Origin of the sequence: Streptomyces brasiliensis (assembly GCF_014647875.1) — a bacterium.
Taxonomy (GTDB): Bacteria; Actinomycetota; Actinomycetes; order Streptomycetales; family Streptomycetaceae; genus Streptomyces; species Streptomyces brasiliensis.
The window spans coordinates 131,134-149,503 of sequence record NZ_BMQA01000015.1 but is presented as its reverse complement, the minus strand read 5'-3'; the positions used below and the strand labels follow the sequence as shown (position 1 = coordinate 149,503).

Here is an 18,370-nt window from a genome sequence, read left to right as displayed (position 1 = left end):
CACTGTCATGACCCAGGGAAACGGCAGCACGGTCGACGGGGTGCTGCGGCGCAGCGCCCGACGCACCCCGGCGCGGGTCGCGCTTGAGTACGGCGAGCGCGTGTGGACGTACGACGAACTCGACGACGCCGTCTCCCGGGCGGCGGGCGCGCTCCTCGCGCAGGGGCTCGCGCCCGGCGACCGTGTGGGCGCCTACGGCCACAACTCCGACGCCTATCTGATCGCGTTCCTGGCCTGTGCCCGCGCGGGCCTGGTCCACGTTCCGGTCAACCAGAACCTCACCGGCGACGACCTCGCCTACATCGTCGGCCAGTCCGGCAGCTCCCTGGTCCTCGCCGACCCGGACCTGGCCGGCCGACTGCCCGACGGCACAAGGGTGCTGCCGCTGCGCGACGCCGACGACTCGCTCCTCGCGCGCCTCGGCACGACGTCGCCGTACGACGGTCCCGAGCCCCGCGGCGAGGACCTGGTGCAACTGCTGTACACCTCGGGCACCACCGCGCTCCCCAAGGGCGCGATGATGTCCCACCGGGCCCTGGTGCACGAGTACTTGAGCGCCATCACCGCCCTCGACCTGAGCGCCGGCGACCGGCCGGTGCACGCGCTCCCGCTGTACCACTCGGCCCAGATGCATGTGTTCCTGCTGCCGTACCTCGCGGTCGGCGCGACGAACATCCTCCTCGACGCGCCCGACGGGGACCGGCTGTTCGACCTGATCGAGACCGGGCGCGCCGACAGCCTGTTCGCGCCGCCCACCGTGTGGATCGCCCTGTCGAACCGGCCCGACTTCGACACCCGGGACCTGGACGGCCTGCGCAAGGCGTACTACGGCGCGTCGATCATGCCGGTGCCCGTCCTGGAGCGGCTGCGCGCACGGCTGCCCGAGCTGGCCTTCTACAACTGCTTCGGGCAGAGCGAGATCGGGCCCCTCGCCACGGTGCTCGGCCCCGACGAGCACGAGGGCAGGCTCGACTCCTGCGGCCGGACCGTGTTGTTCGTGGACGCGCGCGTGGTGGACGAGAAGGGCGAGGAGGTGCCCGCCGACACACCCGGTGAGGTCGTCTACCGCTCACCGCAGTTGTGCGAGGGCTACTGGGACAAGCCCGAGGAGACCGCCGAGTCCTTCCGCGACGGCTGGTTCCACTCGGGCGACCTCGCCGTCCGGGACGCCGACGGCTACTTCACCATCGTCGACCGGGTGAAGGACGTCATCAACTCCGGTGGCGTGGTGATCGCTTCGCGGCAGGTCGAGGACGCGCTGTACACGCACGAGGGCGTTGCCGAGGCCGCGGTCGTCGGTCTCCCCGACGAGCGGTGGATCGAGGCCGTCACGGCCGTCGTCGTGCCGCGCGGCGAGGTCACGGAGGCCGAACTCATCGCCCACGCACGGGAGAGGCTCACACCCTTCAAGGCGCCGAAGCGGGTGGTGTTCGTGGCCGAGCTGCCGCGCAACGCCAGCGGCAAGATCCTCAAGCGCGAGCTGCGGGACCGGTTCGGCGCCGCGACCTGACGCCTCACATGGTGGCCCGCCGGGTGACGCGACAAAGGGTCTCGCGACGAATGGTCTCGCCCCATACCTGGCACGGCCGCCGGTACCACGACCGCCGTTCACACCGGGCGGGCACACACGAGGCATGGCCAGCCGCTTCCCCGCTCCCTTCACAGCCCTCGCGGCCCTGCCCGGCCCCTGCGAGGTGCTCCGCTCCGCTGTGCTCCTCGCCCCCGCGCTCCTGCGGTCCCCCTCCGCGCCCTCGCTCCGGACACGTCCCCGTCACCCCCACGCCATAGCCGCCCTGCACCTCGAACTGGTCACCCTGACCGAGGACAGCGCCGTCATCACCTGGTACACGGCCGTCCCCGGCGCCGACGACGGTCTGCCCCGGCTGGTGCCCGCCGTCACGGAGGGCGAGGTCGTCTACGGCACTCACCCGGCCCGCCTCAACCGCACCACGGGCGAGGACTGGCCCACAGCACACCATCATGTCGAACTCACCGGCCTGGAGCCGGGCCAGACCTACTACTACCAAGCCCGGTCGCAGGGCGTGGCCGCCACACCCACACCGCTGGACCTGGTGCGCGGCCACGCGGCGGGTACCTCCCGGCACGGCATCGGCTCGCACGGCGGCCCGTACTCCTTCACCACGCCCAAGCCCCCGCCGGGCCGTCTCCTCATGTCGCTCGCGCTCTGCAACGACCTGCACCTCGGCGAGACCACCGCCGGTCTGGTGGCCGGCCTCCCGCTCGCGCGCGGGGTGTCGCAGCGGCCGGGACTCGCACCGTACCCGGAGATCCTGTCCCGGGCTCTGGTCGAGGAGGCCCAGCGACGCGGGGCGGACCTGCTGCTGGCCGCGGGCGACATCTCGGCCGGCGGCTCACCGCGCGACCTGGCGCAGGCCAGAAGCATCCTGGACGGCTTCGGAACCCACGGACGGGACTACTTCGTCGTACGCGGCAACCACGACCGGCCCCGGCCCGGATCCGGGCACGCCGACGGCCGTGGCAACGGCGGCGACGCGTTCCGCCGGGCGTTCGACGGGGAGCACGGGCGCGGATACTTCGCCCGCGACATGGGCGGGCTGCGGATCATCGGGCTCGACACGTACCGGAGGCAGGACAACGGCGCCGGCGCGGGCGGGCTCGGCGCCGAGCAACTGTCCTGGCTCCGGCATCGGTTGCGCGAGAACGCGGAACAACCCACCGTCGTCTTCGGCCACCATCCGCTGACCGTAAGAGACTCCGTCTTCCCCGTGAGCCCAGGCCAGCGCCTCGGCCGCCGCCACGCCCGCGCGGTCCTCGAGGCCTACGCCGCCGCCCCGGGCGTCTTCCTCCACCACGCGGGCCACACCCACCGCAACAAACGCACCGTGCTGCCGCTCGCCCCGCACGTCACCCTGCAGGAGGTCGGCGCCGCCAAGGAGTATCCCGGCGGTTTCTGTCTGCTGCGGATCCACACCGGCGGCTACGCCCTCAACTTCTACCGGGCGCGCGGCGCCGAGGCCCTGGAGTGGAGCGAACGCACACGTCGGCTGGCCGGGGGACTGTGGCCGCACCACGCGTTCGGCCGCTCGGTCGCCGACCGGAACAGTGTGGCCGCCCATGACCTGTCCGGAATCACCCCGCCGACGAGCACATCCTCACCGGGTGACTCCTCCCAGGGGATGACGCCTGCCGCGAACCACTGACCGGCCCTGGCCCACCGGCGGGCACGTCCGTAGCCTCGGGGTAGGGCGACCCTGTGGGACCTCATGCACGACTGCATCCCCGACGACCACGCCCGCCAGGTCACGTCGCGCTATTACCTGGACCAGGCCATGCGGCTGCCCGGGGCACCCGACCGCGTCGTCGACCTCGGATGCGGGCGGGGCACGTCGGCGGGGCTCTTCCGCCGGCACGATCCGAACGTACAGTGGCTGGGCGTCGACATCCGCGAGTCTCCGGAGGCCGCACAGCGTCTGGCCGGAGGCGACTCGGTGGTGTACTTCGACGGCGTCCGCCTGCCGTTCCGCTCCGACGCGCTGCCGCTGATCTACTCGCACCAGGTCTTCGAGCACGTCGCACGCCCAGGGAACTGCTGGCGGAGGTCGGGCGGGTGCTGCGCCCGGGCGGGCTGTTCATCGGCAGCACGTCCCGGTTCGAGCCCTACCACTCCTTCAGTCTGTGGAACCACACGCCGTACGGATTCCGGGTCCTGGTCGAGGAGGCCGGGCTCGCCCTGGAGGAGATCCGGCCCTCGCTCGACGGAGTGACGCTGATGATGCGCGCCTACCACGACAAGCGGAAGGAATGCGGCCGCTACTGGAACGAGGAGTCCCCGCTCAACACGGGGATCGACGCGTGGGCGCGCAAGAGGCGCCGCCGCACGGCTCTGGTGAACCTGCGCAAGCTGACCTTCTGCGGCCAGTTCGCATTCCGGGTGACCGAACCGGCCACCCGCGCCTGACGGCCGAGGCGCACGGTCACCGACGCGGTCGCAGGTCCACGATCCGCCGGATCTTGCCCACCGAGCGCTCCAGGGACTCCGGCTCGACGATCTCGACGGCGACGGACACACCGACGCCGTCCTTCACGCCGGCGGCGATGGCCCGGGCCGCCGCCTCCCGCGCCTCGGGTGCGGCGCCGGGACGTGCCTCGGCCCGTACGGTCAGGGCGTCGAGGCGGCCCTCGCGGGTCAGACGCAGCTGGAAGTGCGGGGCGACCCCGGGGGTGCGCAGCACGATCTCCTCGATCTGCGTCGGGAACAGATTGACCCCGCGCAGGATCACCATGTCGTCGCTGCGGCCGGTGATCTTCTCCATCCGCCGGAACACCCGGGCCGTGCCCGGCAGCAGCCGCGTCAGATCGCGGGTGCGGTAACGGATCACCGGCATGGCCTCCTTGGTGAGCGAGGTGAACACCAGCTCACCCTCCGCGCCCTCCGGAAGCACCTCGCCGGTACTCGGATCGACCACCTCCGGGAAGAAGTGGTCCTCCCAGATGTGCAGGCCGTCCTTGGTCTCCACGCACTCCTGGGCGACACCCGGACCGATCACCTCGGACAGCCCGTAGATGTCGACGGCGTCGATCCCGAAGCGCTCCTCGATCTCGCGTCGCATCTCCTGGGTCCACGGCTCGGCACCGAAGATGCCGACCCGCAGGGAGGTCCCACGCGGGTCCACGCCCTGGCGCTCGAACTCGTCGAGCAGCGTGAGCATGTACGACGGGGTGACCATGATGATCCCGGGCTCGAGGTCCTGGATGAGCTGGACCTGGCGGGCCGTCATGCCGCCGGACGCGGGGATGACCGTACAGCCGAGTCGTTCGGCACCGTAGTGGGCGCCCAGGCCACCGGTGAACAGCCCATAGCCGTACGCCACATGGATCCGGTCGCCGGGTCGGCCGCCCGCCGCGCGGATCGAACGGGCCACCATGTCGGCCCACATGGAAAGGTCGTTCTGGGTGTAGCCGACCACCGTGGGGCGTCCGGTGGTGCCGCTCGACGCGTGGATACGGCGGATGCGCTCGCGCGGCACGGCGAACATCCCGTACGGGTAGTTCTCCCGCAGGTCGGCCTTGGTGGTGAAGGGGAACCGGGACAGATCGGCCAGGGAACGGCAGTCCTCCGGACGGACGCCGGCCTTGTCGAAGGACTCGCGGTAGAAGGGCACGTCGTCGTAGGCGTGCTTGAGTGAGGTCCGCAGTCGCTCCAGCTGCAGGGCCCGCAGCGCCGCCGCGTCGAGCCGTTCCCCGGAGTCGAGAAGCTTCGTGGCCTCGTCCGCCATAGGGGCACCTCTCCCTAGCCGATCGCGTCAATTCGGACGACCGATCATTCGGTCGCTCTGCGGGGATCAGTAATCCAGGGGATCGCGGTGGAGGCAAGAGGGGGGACGCATTTCTCTTCGGGACCGGAGCGCAGGTGAGGAGTTGGACTGGGCGGGGGAGGCTTTGCGGGCTGCGGGCTGCGGGCTGCGGGCTGCGGGGGGCTGATGGCGGCCGGTCGGCAGCAGGCCGGGAGGGGGCGAGGGCGCGGCCGGCGAGCTGGGTGGCCTACTCGGCGATGCCACGAGCCGCCCGGGCCAGGGGCGTCCCTGACGGGCGGATCATCGGCGCCGTACGGTGCGTGTCGTCGGTGTGGTCCGTGTGGCTGTGTGACGTAAGTGGTCGTACCGGGGCCGCGTCGTTGCCCCCGCGGCGCAGCCCGTGTCCTGTCGGACCCCGGCGCCGCCGCGGAACTGCGTTGCGATACCCCGCCGCGCCCCCGATGATCGGCGGCATGCCGACGTTCACCGCGCCCGACGGGACCCGGCTCGCGTTTCATGTCCGTGGCGAGGGTGAGCCCCTCGTCGTGCTGCCCGGCGGGCCCATGCGGGCTTCCGCCTACCTCGGTGACCTGGGCGGGCTGAGCGCGCACCGGCGGCTGGTTCTGCTCGACCTGCGCGGCACCGGCGACTCCGCGGTGCCGGCGGATCCGGGGACGTACCGCTGCGATCGGCTGGTCGACGACGTGGAGGCGTTGCGGGCTCACATGGGGCTCCACCACATGGATCTGGTCGCGCACTCCGCGGCCGTGTCCAGTCGTCCCCCATGTTGTGGGACCCCATCCGCTACTCGGAGACCTGCCCGTCCTCCGACGGCGCCTGCGCCATGGTCCTCACCGACCGGGCCGGAGCCACCCGCGCGCCCGGTCCGCCCGACTGGATGCTCGGCGGGGCCATGCGCAGCGAGCCCACACTGTTCGCCGGGAAGGACTTCGTCTCCCCGCGGGCCGGGAAGGACTGCGCCGCCGACGTCTACCGGCAGGCCGGCGTCACCGACCCGCGCCGCGACATCGACGCCGTCGAGATGTATGTGCCGTTCTCGTGGTACGAGCCCATGTGGCTGGAGAACCTGGGCTTCGCGGCGGAGGGAGGGGGCTGGAAGCTCACCGAGTCCGGGGTCACCGAACTCGACGGGGACCTCCCCGTCAACATGTCGGGCGGTGTCCTGTCGACCAACCCGATCGGCGCATCCGGCATGATCCGGTTCGCGGAGGCGGCGCTGCAGGTGCGCGGACAGGCCGGAGAACACCAGGCGGAACGGGCCCGGAAGGTCCTCGGACATGCCTACGGCGGCGGCTCGCAGTTCTTCTCCATGTGGCTCGTGGGGTCCGAACCCCCGGACTCCTGAAAGGTACGCCTCACGTGGCCTGTTGGCCGTCGGGACCGATCGCTAGGCTGGCCCGCGGACGACGAATCGGGAGGAGCACGGACGTGGCCGAGAGCACCACCCAGCAGCAGCCGCTCATGGGCTGGGACAAGCCGGAACTGGACCTGAGCAGGGCCGATTGGCAGTCCAGCAGCCGAGGCCTTGGGGATGTCCAGATCGCCTTTGTCGAGGGATTCATCGCGATGCGCAACAGCGGCCGCCCGGAGGGCCCGTCTCTGATTTTCACACCCGCTGAATGGGGCGCGTTCGTCTCCGGGGCGCGGGAAGGCGAGTTCGACCTGACCTGAGGCCCGGCGCCCGCACGGCCGCGGCGACACCGGCCCGGAGCCACCCGCACTCAGGAGCCGAACCGGGGGTGTTCCGCCCCGATTTCCGGACACGCGAACGGCAGCGCCCTGCCGGGACCGATGCCTGAGCGAGGCTGGCCCCGGAGACAGGGAAGGTCGTATTCCGGAGACGAGGAACCATGAGCACTCCGCCGGTCATCGCCGCGGTCGACGGGTCGGACGACAGCCTGCGCGCCCTGGAGTGGGCGCTCGACGACGCCCGCAGGAGGGCGGCGCCGCTGCGCGTCGTGCACGTACGGCAGTACGCCCCCTGGGCGCAGCCCGAGGTCCTGGTCGCCGGGCCGCCCGTCCCGGACGACGACCCGGTGCTCGACCGGATGAGGGCGTTCGTGCGGGAGCGGGCGGAGGGACTGTCCGTCCAGTACACGGCGCCGGTGGGCGCACCGCCTGTGCTGCTGCCGGAAGTGGCCTCCGCCGCCCAGCTGTTGGTGCTCGGCTCCCGGGGCCGCGGCGGCTTCGCCAGCCTGCTGCTCGGCTCCAGCAGCCTCGCCGCCGCCCGCGACGCCCCGTGCCCGGTCGTCGTGGTGCCCCGGCCAGGCCGCAAGGTGGACGAGGAGCCGCTGGTCGAGTCCGGGACCGGGCCCCGGGTGGTCGTCGGTGTCCAGGTGGACCACCCCGACGAGGTCACGCTCGCGTTCGCCTTCACCGAGGCGGCCCTGCGCGGCGCCCGCCTCCAGGTGATCGCCGGCTACCCGTGGCCCGTGCAGAACTGGGCGGCCGCCGGCACCCTGGTGCCGTCCGTCATCGACCAGGACGCCATCGAGAACGAGACCAGGACCCTCGCCGACGAAGCCCTGGCCCCGCACCGTGCCGAGCACCCGGGCGTCCGCTGCGACACCTACGCGCTGCCGGGCGACGCGGCCGGACTGCTCGTCGGTGCCTCGAAGGACGCGGACCTCGTCGTGGTCGGCCGCCACCGGCGCCGCCTGCTCGCGCCGGCCCGCATGCTGGGCTCCGTCACCCACGCGGTCCTGCTGCACGCGGCAAGCCCGATCGCGGTGGTGCCGCCGGCGCCGGAGGAGGAGTGAGGCGGACGGAGCGGCGGCTGGGGGCGGTGCCGCCGAAATGACGCGGACGGGCCGAGCGGCGGCTCGTGGTGGTGGCGCGGGTGGGCCGAGCAGCGGCTAATGGAGGGGTGCGTGCCTATCATTAGCTGTATGCAGGACACGCTCAGCAGGGACGCCCGGCTCGCCCTCGACCTCGCCCTGACGATCCGCCACGACGGCAACGGGGGCGTCGCCGACGATCTCGCCGACCCGGCCGGACTCACCGCCTGGGTGCACGCGCACCCCGACACCGTGCCGTACGCCGCGCACTACGTCGCCGACGGCGCGGACCTGGCCGCCGTACGGGAGCTGCGCGCCGCCGTCCGTGCCCTGTTCGCCCGCAGCGTACGACCCGGCGCGCCCAGCTCGGCCGACGCCGCACGGCTGCCGCCCGCGCGCGAGGCCGTCGAACGACTCAACGCCGCGGCTGCCCGCACGGCCACCGTGCCCGTCCTGCACTGGGCCGACGGCGTCGAACCCGCCGTACAGCAAAGGCCGGTGGACGGGGAGGCCGACCTCACGGCCGCCCTCGCGCGCGCCGCCATCGCGTTCCTCGCCGGCCCCGACCGGCAGCGGCTGCGGGCCTGTCACGCGCCGCGCTGCGTACGGTACTTCCTCAGGGAGCACCCACGGCAGGAGTGGTGCAAGCCGTCCTGCGGCAACCGGGCCCGCGTCGCGCGCCATCACGAACGGCACCGCAGGGCAGCTTGAATCAGACGCATAAATCTATCGGGCAGTAACGGTCGAGCAGGTTCGCAGGCGCCCCGCGGGGCGTAGTCTGAGGTGCCTGACAGTCACGGCGTGCGCCCTCTCCCCGCGCGGGTGTACCACCGTGGCGGGGGGTGAGCCATGGGACAGCTGATCGTGCGGAGCCGCCGGACGCTCCTCGAGCGTGAGAGTGAACTCGCCGCCGTCGACGAGGCGTTGGGCGACCTCACCGGCTTGCACGCGGACGGCCTCGAGCCGTTGGCGAGCCCGCACGGGGCCCTGCTCGCCATCGCGGGGCGCGCCGGGATCGGCAAGACCACCCTCCTCGCCGAGGTCCGCAGGCGCGCCTCGGCCCAGGGCTGCACCGTCCTGTCCGCGCGCGGCGGCGACCAGGAACAGCGCGTCGCCTTCCACGTCGCCCGCCAGCTCCTGCAGCCCCAGCTCGCCGGTGTGCCCGAGGCCGAGCTCCGCTCGTCACTGGGCAGTTGGTACGACATCGTCGGCCCCGCCCTCGGCCTGTGCGCCCCCACCCACGGCGCGCCGCCCGACCAGCAGGGCCTGCGCGACGGCCTCGACTGGGTCCTCACCCATCTTGCCGTGCGCCGCGCTCCCATGGTCCTCGTCCTCGACGACGCCCACTGGGCCGACGCCGAATCCCTGCGCTGGCTGGCCGCGTTCGCGCCCCGCGCCGAGGAACTCCCGCTGCTGGTGGTCGTCGCCTACCGACCGGACGAACTCCCCGACCACGCCGAGTCGTTCCGCGGACTGCCAGGTCGCGCGGGCGGACGGCCCCTCGACCTCGAACCACTGAGCGCCGCCGCCGTCGCCCGCCTCGTCCGTGAGACCGTCGGCCCGCACGCCGACGATGCCTTCTGCCGCGAGTGCTGGGCCGTCACCGCAGGCAACCCCTTCGAGGCCGTCGAGCTGGCCGCCAAGGTGCTCGACCGCGGACTCACCCCGAACGAGGGAGGCGCGCATCTGCTGCGCGACCTCGTCGCCGCCGTCAAGGGCAGCGGCCTGATCGCCCGCCTGGAACGCCTCGGCTCTTCCACCGTCCGCTACGCCTACGCCTGCGCCGTCCTCGGCACCGAGATCCCGCTGCTGCTCGCCGCCGCCGTTGCCGGACTCGGCCAGGAGGAGGCCGCCGACGCCGCCGACGCCCTGCGCGGCGCCCGTATCCTCACCGGCACCGAGACCCTCGAGTTCGTGCACCCGCTCATCGCGACGGCCGTCTACCGTGCCATCCCGCCCGGCTTCCGCGTCGCCCTGCACGGCCAGGCCGCCTGGTGTGTCGTCGACGAGGGACAAGGCCCCTCAGCCGCCGCACGTCACCTCCTCGAGACCCACCCCGAAGGCGACCCCTGGGTCGTACAGCAACTGCGTGCCGCCGCGGGCGAGACCCTCAGGGCGGGCGCCCCTGATACCGCCCGCAGCTACCTCGCCCGCGCCCTGCGCGAACCCCCGACCGCCGAGGACCGCGCCGCCGTCCTCTACGAACTCGGCAGCGCCTCCCTGCTCACCGAACCCGCCACCACCGTCAACCATCTGAGCGCGGCCCTCGAGGAGCCCATCGCCGACCCCGAACTGCGGCACAACATCGTCTACCGGCTCTCCCAGGTCCTCGCCCACAGCGACCACCTCGCCGAGGCCTCCGACACCCTCGCCCGGGAGGTCCGCCTCACCGGGGACGCGCGGGTCAGGCTGCGCATGGTCGCCGAACAGTTCATGTGGGACGCCTTCCGGGCCGACGAACCCGACCACCCCTCCCGCTCGCGGCGGCTCGCCCGGCTCGCCGACCGGGTCAAGGGCCGCGACCTCACCGAGCGGTACATCATCGGGCTGCGCGCCTGGGACGCCGTCCAGCGCGGCGAACCGGCCCCCGTCGCCCTCCGGCACGCCGAGCGCGCCCTGGCCGGGGGCCTCGGCTGGGCCGAGCCCGACCGCGGCTTCGAGGTGCCCGTCCTGGTGGCGATGGCGTTCATGTACGCCGACCGGCCCGGCCGCACCGAGGAACTGTTCACCACCGGGATCGCCGACTACGAGCGGCAGGGCTGGCGCGGCGCCCATCTGTCCTTCGCGTACACCCTGCTCGGCTACCTCCGCTACCGGCGCGGCAGGCTCGCCGAAGCCGAGGACTTCGTCCGCGCCGGGCTCCGCCTCGCCGACCGGGTCGGCCGGGGCGTGCCCGCCGTCTGGTACGCCGTCGGCGCTCTCATCGAGGTGCTGCTGGCGCGCGGCCGGGTAGCCGAGGCCGCGCAGACGGCCGACGAGTACTGCTTCGGGGAGCCCTTCCCGGCAGCCGTCGTGTTCCCCGACGCCCAGACCGTGCACGGCGAACTGCTCCTCGCACGCGGCTTCGTCGAGGAGGCCGCGGCCGAGCTCTCCGCAGCCGGGCGCCGGCTCGACCCGCGCGGCATCCGCAACCCCGCGTGGTGCCCCTGGCAGCTCCACCTCGCCCGCGCCGAGAGCCACGTCGCCCCCGGACGTGCCCTCGCGACCGCGCTGGAAGCGGTGGAGCGGGCCCGTCTGTTCGGCGCCCCGTCCACGATCGGGCACGCGCTGCGCACGGCGGCGGAGGTGTCCTCCGGGGCGGCCCGCCTCAAGTACCTCGAGGAGTCCGTCAGCCATCTGGAACGCTCCCCGGCCGGGTACGAGCTGGCCCGCTCACTGGTCGCCCTGGGCACGGAGCTGCGCCGCACCGGGCGTGCCAAGGAGGCGGGCGAACACCTCTACCGGGGCCTGGACGCGGCCGTGCAGTGCGGCGCCGACGGACTCGTCGAGACGGCCCGCGACGAACTCGCCGCGGCCGGCTTCCGCCCCCGCCGGCTGCACAGCACGGAGACGGACACGCTCACGGTCCGCGAGAGCACCGCCGCCACGCTCACTGTGGACGGCCGCACGGAGGCGGAGATCGCGGCGGAACTCCACACCGACCAGCAGGCGGTCGTACGCCTCCTGTCGGCGGTGTACCGAAAGCTGGGCACCGACCGGACGGGGCTGGAGGCGGCACTGGGGGAGAAGGAGGAGGGCTAGGGGGCGAGGTTCGGACCCGCGTCGCCGGTCCCGGCGAGACGCCGCCCAACCTCACCCAGCGCGCTCGGGCACGTACCATGGCCGCATGTCGTTCCTCCGCCGCCGTAGCGCTACCCCCGCCGGGCCCGACTTCGACGTACTGGCCATGGACCCGGGTGACTGGCCCGGCAATCTCGGTGCGGGTCTGCTGCCCGCTCCCGACGGCACCTGCCAGGGCGTCTTCCTGCGCTACGACCTGTTCGGCGGCCGCGGCCCCGCCATGATCATCGGCAACCTTCCGGAGGGCTCGCCGGCCCGCGAGGTCGCCGAGGGCGAGGTCCCCTTCGAGGTGGCTCAGCTGCTGCTGGCGCTGGACAACGACGAGGAGGTCCTGGTCACCGGCACCGAGGACATGCCGGTGCTCCAGGGCGACAACCTGCTGATCGTGCGGCGCCTCAAGCTCTCCGAGGGCCGTATCTCGTGTGTCCAGTTCGACCGCAGCGACGGCGTCCTGGTCACCATCGCCGCCTGGGACCGCCCCATCACCGACGACCTGTACGCCCTCCTCAAGCCCCTGCCCGCGGAGCTCTTCCAGCAGGGTTGACGGCCCGGTCCGCAGGCCAGGAGCGGCCAACCGGCCCTGTCACGGGCGGTGGGCCGCCCTCGAGCGCCGGCACGGCTCCAGCTCCTGGTGCGCAACAGCACCGGGCACGGCCAGGCGGTGCGGACGATGGCCGTTCAGGCGGCGAAGGCGGCGAGACACTCCGGCCGGACATCGCCCGGGAGCTGCCCCAGGACCTGCTCGGACCGGTGGTGGAGCAGCCGGCGCTGGTCTGCCCCGTCACCCGGGTGGAGGTCCGGTGTCCGCCGACCGCGGCGCAGAGGACCGCGCCGCAAGGCCGGAGAGCTCGACGGGGGGCTGCTGTGCGACCGCCCCGGTGGTTCGGGGTTCGGCGCGATGCTGGTCGTCAGGGAGCGGTTCGGCGTTCTCCTCGCGGCCGAACGGGCGGCCGAGCTCACCGGTCCCGACGGCATCCGGCCGGACGCGTTCGGCGGTCTGCGGTGGACCGGCTTCCCCCGCACCGGCAGCGGCCCGGTACGAGGAGGTGACGGCGATCCTCCGCAGTCACGGCCTGGGCCCCGGCCTCGACGACACCCACGGCGAGTCGGTGATCGCCGAGGAGGTCGCGCCCCTTCTCGGCTGAGTCAGGCCCGCCTGCGTCCTCGCACGCGTGCGGGCCGGGACGCCCTTCGTCGGGCGCCCGTCCCGCACCCCACTGCTACGCCTGCGACGGGACCGCCTTCACGTCCGCCGCGCGCACCCACGCGACCCGGTGGCCGTACTGGATCTCGTAGTACAGGTCCTCGCCGATCACGACCTTGTGCGAGTCCGCGGTGTAGGTGACGGCGTAGTAGTACTCGCCGGGCACCTTGTCACCGACCGCGTATTCCTGGCCCGCGGGGATCGTGTACGGCAGCGGGGACACCGCCTGCGCGGGCACGCCCGTCGGGTAGGCCTCCTTCTCCGGGTAGGCGCGGCCGAACACCGGGATGCTCGTCACGCCGTCCTTGGGCGTGATCACGAGGCCGGACGCGTTCACCGCGGTCGGCTGCTTCTTCGGGTTCAGGAACCAGGCCTTCTGGCCCAGGAACCAGATCGCCGTCCAGTCGCCCCACCGGTCCGCGACCGCGAACTGCTGTCCGGTCGAGACCCGCGAGGCCAGGTCGTTGACATCGGTGGTGGGGGTCGTGCCGAGGCCGATGTCCTTGATCAGGGCCGAGTTCTCGTCGTGGTCGGAATACAGCCGCACCTCGCTGGAGCCGTGCGTGGCGCACGGCTGCCCACTGGTGGTGCAGCCCGTGTACACCGGCTGGTTGGCCGCGTAGTCGGGCAGGATCGTGACCAGCCCGCCCTTCTTGTTCGCGGTCTTCTCGAAGGGGTGGTCCAGCAGCTCGAAGTAGTGCCGCCAGTCCCAGTAGGGGCCGGGGTCGGTGTGCATGCCCGCGATCGTGGAGGTCGTCGGGCCCGGCACGTTGTCGTGGCCGAGGATGTGCTGCCGGTCCAGCGGGATGTCGTACTTCGCGGCGAGGTACTTCACCAGCCGGGTCGACGCGCGGTACATGGCCTCCGTGTACCAGGCGTCCGGCGACGTGAGGAAGCCCTCGTGCTCGATGCCTACCGACTTCGCGTTGACGTACCAGTTGCCCGCGTGCCAGGCCACGTCCTTCGCCTTGACGTGCTGGGCGATCAGACCGTCCGTCGAGCGGATGGTGTAGTTCCAGGACACATAGGTCGGGTCGTTGATCAGGTTCATCACCCCGTCCCAGGCGCCCTCCGTGTCATGGATGACGATGAACTTGATGCTCTGCGCCGCAGGCCGGTCACCGAGGTCGTGGTTGCCGTAGTCGCCGTCGCCGAACTCCTCGTACGGCGCCGGGATCCACTCGCACGACACACCCTTCGGGCACTCCGTGCCGTCCGCCGAGAGCGTGCGCAGACCGGTCCGGCTCAGCTGCGCGGTGTCCGCGGACACGTCCGGCTGCGCGGCCAGCGTCACCGGCTGGCCCTGGTCAGTGACGCGCTCCTCGCCGGAACGCAGCACGTCGTACACGTCGTTCGCGTACGCCGCCGCGGTCGCCGTGTCCTCGGCGCCGGAGAAGCGGGCCACCGCGCCGTACCAGTCGGCCGGGTCCGCGCTGAGCGGCTCGCCGAGGTCCTGCTGCGCGGCGGCGAGCAGCGCGGCACCACCGGCCACGTTCGCCGCCGCGTCCGTACGCAGTTCTTCGGCCGGAATCCCGGTCAGATCGGCGGCCTTCGGCAGGGTCTCGAGGCGGGCCGGGAGAGCGGTCTCCCCGGGCACCTTCGTCTCGGGGAGCAGGGCGGGGCGGGCGCTGTCACCGCGCGCATCCTCCGTGCCGTCGCTGTGGTGCGCGACCGACGTCAGCGCGGTGTGCGCGTCGGTGAGGTGCATCGGTCCGTAGCCGCCGGTCACGCTCGGCGCGCCGGCGTGCGTGTCCCAGCGGGACTGGAGGTAGGAGACGGCCAGCAGGACGCTCTGCGGCACGTGGTACTCCGCGGACGCGCTCGCGAACGCGCGCTGGAGGGAGCCCGCCGTGGTGCCGGTGGCGCCCTGGGACGGGGCCGCGCCGAGCAGCGGGAGCAGCAGAGCCGCGGCGGCGACGGCGCCGGCCGCCCTGCGTGTGCGTCTGCCGCCGGGAGCGGACGTGGGGTCGGTGACGGATCCTCGCAATGCGGGCCTCCTGGCACGGGTGAGCGCGGCGGGGTGTGCGGGGCTGAGCGTGGCTCAGTGGTACCGGCTTGCCGACGATCCGTCAATCATGCCCAGGAAGAGAAGATTTGCCACGTCAGGCGGGGGACACGGGAGTTTCGTGGCGGAAGCGCGCGGGCCTGCGGGGCGTCAGTGGCGTACACCACTGGCCCCCGTCCCACGGCCCGGATACGAAGTTCCGCAGTCCGTGGGGCGCCCCGGCTGGACGCAGGGAGAAGCGTGAGGCGCGAGGGTACGGCTGGACGCATGGAGATCGGAGGAGGGTGAGGTGTACGGCCGCCCGGCGCCGGGAGACCCGCGGGCCGCCGGCCGTTCGGCCCGGCGCACGAAGGTCCGCGGTGCGCCGCTGCCCAGGGCGCACCGCGGATCCGTCGTCCCGTCAGCGAGTGCCGACCGCCGCGCGTACGGCCCGGCGGGCCAGCTGGCAGTCGTCGTGCAGTCGCCTGAGCAGCAGCCGCTGTTCCTCGCCGGACGGCGCGGCACCCGGGTGGGCCGAACCCGGTGCCGCCGGGGCCGCGTCGTGCATCGACCGCTGCACGGCCGTCTCGTAGGTGCGGATCTCACGGGTGAGGACGAGCATCAGGTTCACCAGGAAGGCGTCCCGCGAAGCGGGGCCCGCCGACTGGGCGATCTGACTGATCTGCCGCCGCGCCACCGGAGCGTCTCCGAGGACCGACCACAGCGTCGCCAGGTCGTAGCCCGGCAGGTACCAGCCCGCGTGCTCCCAGTCCACCAGTACCGGACCGGCCGGGGACAGCAGGATGTTGGAGAGCAGCGCGTCGCCGTGGCAGAACTGGCCCATGCCCTGCCGGCCCGCCGCGTGCGCGATGCCGTGCAGCAGCTTCTGCAGGTCGCCCATGTCCCGGTCGGTGAGCAGGCCCAGCTCGTGGTAGCGGGAGATACGGGCCGCGTAGTCCAGCGGCGCGTCGAACGTGCCCGCCGGAGGCCGCCAGGCGTTCAGCCGGCAGATCGCGCCGAGCGCCGCCCGGATGTCCGCGCGGGGCGGTGCCTCCGCGGGATGCCGGTGGAGCGCCGCCACCCGGCCGGGCATGCGCTCGATGACCAGGGTGCAGTTGTCCGGGTCCGCCGCGATCAGCCGAGGCACCCGGATCGGCGGCCGGTGCCTGACGAACGAGCGGTAGGCCGCTATTTCGTGGTGGATCCGCTCGGACCAGGCGGGAGAGTGGTCGAGTAAGCACTTGGCGACGGCCGTGCTGCGTCCTGTCGTCCCGACGAGGAGCACCGAGCGTCCGCTGCGGCGCAGCACCTGCACCGGAGCGAACTCCGGGCAGATCCGGTGCACCGAGGCGATCGCGGTGCGCAGCTGCGCGCCCTGGGGGCCGGACAAGTCGAGTCTCCCGCTGAGCGGTTGGGTGCCGGGCCCAGCGCCGCGCCGCGGCCGGCCCGCGCCCAGCACGGGGGCGCCCTGCCGCGCGGGCTCGAGATAGGGGCCGCTGCCCGCCGGACGGGGACGCAGCGGCCGGGGCGGGGCGGACACGGAAGACGATGCTGCGTACATGGGAGATACAGATCCCTTCGTGTGCCTGCGGTGCCTGCCATGGAGCTCACGCGCCCACCCGGCCCGGTCGCCCGGGTGCACCCTGGGGAATGTCCCTCGGCGGACCGGGTCGGGGTGGCGCGTTCCTACCTGACACCCGAGGTCCAGTGGCACACCATCTGGCGCACCCTGGCGAACCGTGGCGAATAGTCGCCCGGCAACCGTCAGCGGGCTACTGTCAACTCAGCCGAGAACCTGGGGGCTTGACGTGACCGGACAACCCAACACCCGCCTCGCGGACCTGTTCGGCCTGGCCGGCTGGTCCAAGGGCGAACTCGCGAGGCTGGTCAACCGGCAGGCGGCGGCCATGGGCCACCCCCAGCTGGCGACCGACACCTCCCGGGTCCGGCGTTGGATCGACACGGGAGAGATCCCGCGCGATCCGGTGCCGCGGGTGCTGGCGGCTCTGTTCACCGAGCGTCTCGGCCGTGTCGTGACCATCGAGGACCTCGGTCTGGTGCGGCACGGGCGTACGGGAAAACGGCCGGGCGACGGGAATGCGGAACATCCCGACGGCATGCCGTGGGCGCCCGAACGGACTGCCGCGGTCCTCACCGAATTCACGGGAATGGACCTCATGCTCAACCGACGCGGCTTGGTGGGCGCGGGTGCCGCGCTCGCCGCGGGATCCGCACTCAGCAGTGCCATGCACGACTGGCTGCACACCGACCCGGCACTCCGGGCCGACGCCCCTGTTCTCGACGACCCCCTGCACGCCGACCCCGCTGGGTTCGACCGTTACGAGGCCGCCCCCATCGGGTCGCAGGAGATCGAGGAACTGGAGCGCTCGGTCGAGGTGTTCCGGGCCTGGGACGCGGCCCGCGGCGGCGGGCTGCAACGCAAGGCTGTGGTGGGTCAGCTCAACGAGGTGGGCGGCATGCTCGCCTACCGCCAACCCGACCATCTCCAGCGGCGCCTGTGGGGCGTCGCCGCCAACCTGGCCGTCCTCGCGGGCTGGATGTCGCACGACGTCGGCCTGGAGCCCACGGCCCAGAAGTACTTCGTCATCGCCGCCCATTCGGCTCGTGAAGGCGGTGACCGGCCCCGCGCCGGGGAGGCGCTCTCCCGAGCGGCTCGCCAGATGGTGCACCTGGGCCGGCCCGACGACGCACTGGATCTGATGAAGCTCGCCCAGTCCGGCTCGGGCGACGAGGTGCTGCCACGCACCAAGGCGATGCTCTGCACCATCGAGGCCTGGGCACAGGCGTCGATGGGCAAGGGGCAGGCGATGCGCCGCACCCTCGGCCAGGCGGAGGACCTCTTCGTCTCCGACCGGGGCAACGTGCCGCCGCCGAGCTGGATGCAGATGTTCAAGGAGGAGGATCTGTACGGCATGCAGGCCCTGGCCTACCGCACGCTGGCCGAGCACGAGCCGTCAGCGGCCGCGCACGCCCAGCACTACGCGGAGAAGGCCCTGGCCCTGCGGGTCGACGGGCGGCAGCGCTCGAAAATCTTCGACTATCTGTCCATGGCGTCCGCCTGCTTCATCGCGGACGACCCCGAACAGGCGGACCGGTACGCGCGGTTGGCCCTGATGTCGATGGGATCGAACTCCTCCCACCGCACCTGGGACCGGCTGCGCGAGATGTACCGGCTCACCGCCGAGTACGCCGGCTACCCGAGGATCCACGAGCTGCGGGAGGAGATCGAACAGGCCCTGCCGAAGGCCAGGAGCAAGGGAGGCACCAGCGCGCAGGCATAGGGGGTCTGTGGCGCTGTTCCGTCACG

Annotated in this window: 12 protein-coding genes and 3 pseudogenes; 12 read left to right on the top strand and 3 right to left on the bottom strand. The window is 72.7% G+C overall.

The genetic code is table 11. The features are described from left to right. Nucleotides 1–7 precede the first annotated feature (7 nt). From IEZ19_RS23410 to IEZ19_RS50925, 4 genes and pseudogenes are all read left to right on the top strand, one after another. A complete protein-coding gene (locus tag IEZ19_RS23410; protein WP_189313234.1) occupies nucleotides 8–1,510 on the top strand; it encodes an acyl-CoA synthetase in 1,503 nt (500 codons plus the stop codon). A gap of 124 nt (nucleotides 1,511–1,634) precedes the next feature. Continuing rightward, entirely contained in the window at nucleotides 1,635–3,182 is a 1,548-nt protein-coding gene (locus IEZ19_RS23405; RefSeq protein WP_189313233.1) for a purple acid phosphatase family protein, read from the top strand. Nucleotides 3,183–3,245: 63 nt separating this feature from the next. Continuing rightward, nucleotides 3,246–3,569 (top strand): annotated as a pseudogene (locus IEZ19_RS53540) (class I SAM-dependent methyltransferase); the annotation flags it as partial. Between the two features lie 20 nt (nucleotides 3,570–3,589). Beyond that, complete coding sequence (locus tag IEZ19_RS50925) at nucleotides 3,590–3,940, top strand: hypothetical protein (protein ID WP_229840650.1); 351 nt, start codon at nucleotides 3,590–3,592, stop codon at nucleotides 3,938–3,940. Nucleotides 3,941–3,956: 16 nt separating this feature from the next. Here the strand turns inward: IEZ19_RS50925 and paaK are convergent, their stop codons facing one another. Next, nucleotides 3,957–5,258 (bottom strand): phenylacetate--CoA ligase PaaK, encoded by a 1,302-nt coding sequence (paaK, locus tag IEZ19_RS23390; protein ID WP_189313230.1) that lies wholly within the window; start codon nucleotides 5,256–5,258, stop codon nucleotides 3,957–3,959. 491 nt (nucleotides 5,259–5,749) lie between these two features. Between paaK and IEZ19_RS23385 the strand changes: the two are divergent. The 7 genes and pseudogenes from IEZ19_RS23385 to IEZ19_RS23355 all read left to right on the top strand — a co-directional run. After that, nucleotides 5,750–6,049: pseudogene (locus IEZ19_RS23385) on the top strand (alpha/beta fold hydrolase); the annotation flags it as partial. Continuing rightward, nucleotides 6,043–6,642, top strand: a pseudogene (locus tag IEZ19_RS23380) (thiolase C-terminal domain-containing protein); the annotation flags it as partial. The pseudogenes IEZ19_RS23385 and IEZ19_RS23380, both read left to right, overlap by 7 nt. An 83-nt stretch (nucleotides 6,643–6,725) precedes the next feature. Then, a complete protein-coding gene (locus tag IEZ19_RS23375) occupies nucleotides 6,726–6,968 on the top strand; it encodes a DUF397 domain-containing protein (protein ID WP_189313229.1) in 243 nt (80 codons plus the stop codon). A 179-nt stretch (nucleotides 6,969–7,147) separates the two neighbouring features. Further along, the gene (locus IEZ19_RS23370) at nucleotides 7,148–8,056 is read left to right on the top strand and encodes a universal stress protein (protein WP_189313228.1); all 909 of its coding nucleotides are present in this window, start codon (nucleotides 7,148–7,150) and stop codon (nucleotides 8,054–8,056) included. A 129-nt stretch (nucleotides 8,057–8,185) separates the two neighbouring features. Beyond that, entirely contained in the window at nucleotides 8,186–8,785 is a 600-nt protein-coding gene (locus tag IEZ19_RS23365) for a CGNR zinc finger domain-containing protein (RefSeq protein WP_189313227.1), read from the top strand. A 138-nt stretch (nucleotides 8,786–8,923) separates the two neighbouring features. Beyond that, nucleotides 8,924–11,815: an ATP-binding protein gene (locus IEZ19_RS23360; protein WP_189313226.1), complete on the top strand. Its 2,892-nt coding sequence runs from the start codon at nucleotides 8,924–8,926 to the stop codon at nucleotides 11,813–11,815. A gap of 85 nt (nucleotides 11,816–11,900) precedes the next feature. Next, nucleotides 11,901–12,398: a hypothetical protein gene (locus IEZ19_RS23355; protein ID WP_189313225.1), complete on the top strand. Its 498-nt coding sequence runs from the start codon at nucleotides 11,901–11,903 to the stop codon at nucleotides 12,396–12,398. A 676-nt stretch (nucleotides 12,399–13,074) separates the two neighbouring features. On the opposite strand, the gene IEZ19_RS23350 is transcribed toward IEZ19_RS23355, so the two are convergent. After that, entirely contained in the window at nucleotides 13,075–15,045 is a 1,971-nt protein-coding gene (locus IEZ19_RS23350) for an N-acetylmuramoyl-L-alanine amidase (RefSeq protein WP_189313224.1), read from the bottom strand. Nucleotides 15,046–15,463: 418 nt separating this feature from the next. After that, nucleotides 15,464–16,603 carry an aminoglycoside phosphotransferase family protein gene (locus tag IEZ19_RS23345; protein ID WP_189313223.1) on the bottom strand — a complete coding sequence of 380 codons (1,140 nt, stop codon included), beginning with the start codon at nucleotides 16,601–16,603 and terminating at the stop codon, nucleotides 15,464–15,466. A 247-nt stretch (nucleotides 16,604–16,850) separates the two neighbouring features. Here IEZ19_RS23345 and IEZ19_RS23340 point away from each other — a divergent pair, with 247 nt between their 5' ends. After that, nucleotides 16,851–18,344: a DNA-binding protein NsdB gene (locus tag IEZ19_RS23340; RefSeq protein ID WP_189313222.1), complete on the top strand. Its 1,494-nt coding sequence runs from the start codon at nucleotides 16,851–16,853 to the stop codon at nucleotides 18,342–18,344. Nucleotides 18,345–18,370: the final 26 nt, after the last annotated feature.

Excerpts from the sequence above, each read along its gene's own strand:
- IEZ19_RS23410 (WP_189313234.1), top strand. The coding sequence starts at position 8 with ATGACCCAGGGAAACGGCAGCACGGTCGACGGGGTGCTGCGGCGCAGC.
- IEZ19_RS23405 (WP_189313233.1), top strand. The coding sequence starts at position 1,635 with ATGGCCAGCCGCTTCCCCGCTCCCTTCACAGCCCTCGCGGCCCTGCCC.
- paaK (WP_189313230.1), bottom strand. The coding sequence starts at position 5,258 with ATGGCGGACGAGGCCACGAAGCTTCTCGACTCCGGGGAACGGCTCGAC.
- IEZ19_RS23370 (WP_189313228.1), top strand. The coding sequence starts at position 7,148 with ATGAGCACTCCGCCGGTCATCGCCGCGGTCGACGGGTCGGACGACAGC.
- IEZ19_RS23365 (WP_189313227.1), top strand. The coding sequence starts at position 8,186 with ATGCAGGACACGCTCAGCAGGGACGCCCGGCTCGCCCTCGACCTCGCC.
- IEZ19_RS23360 (WP_189313226.1), top strand. The coding sequence starts at position 8,924 with ATGGGACAGCTGATCGTGCGGAGCCGCCGGACGCTCCTCGAGCGTGAG.
- IEZ19_RS23355 (WP_189313225.1), top strand. The coding sequence starts at position 11,901 with ATGTCGTTCCTCCGCCGCCGTAGCGCTACCCCCGCCGGGCCCGACTTC.
- IEZ19_RS23345 (WP_189313223.1), bottom strand. The coding sequence starts at position 16,603 with ATGTACGCAGCATCGTCTTCCGTGTCCGCCCCGCCCCGGCCGCTGCGT.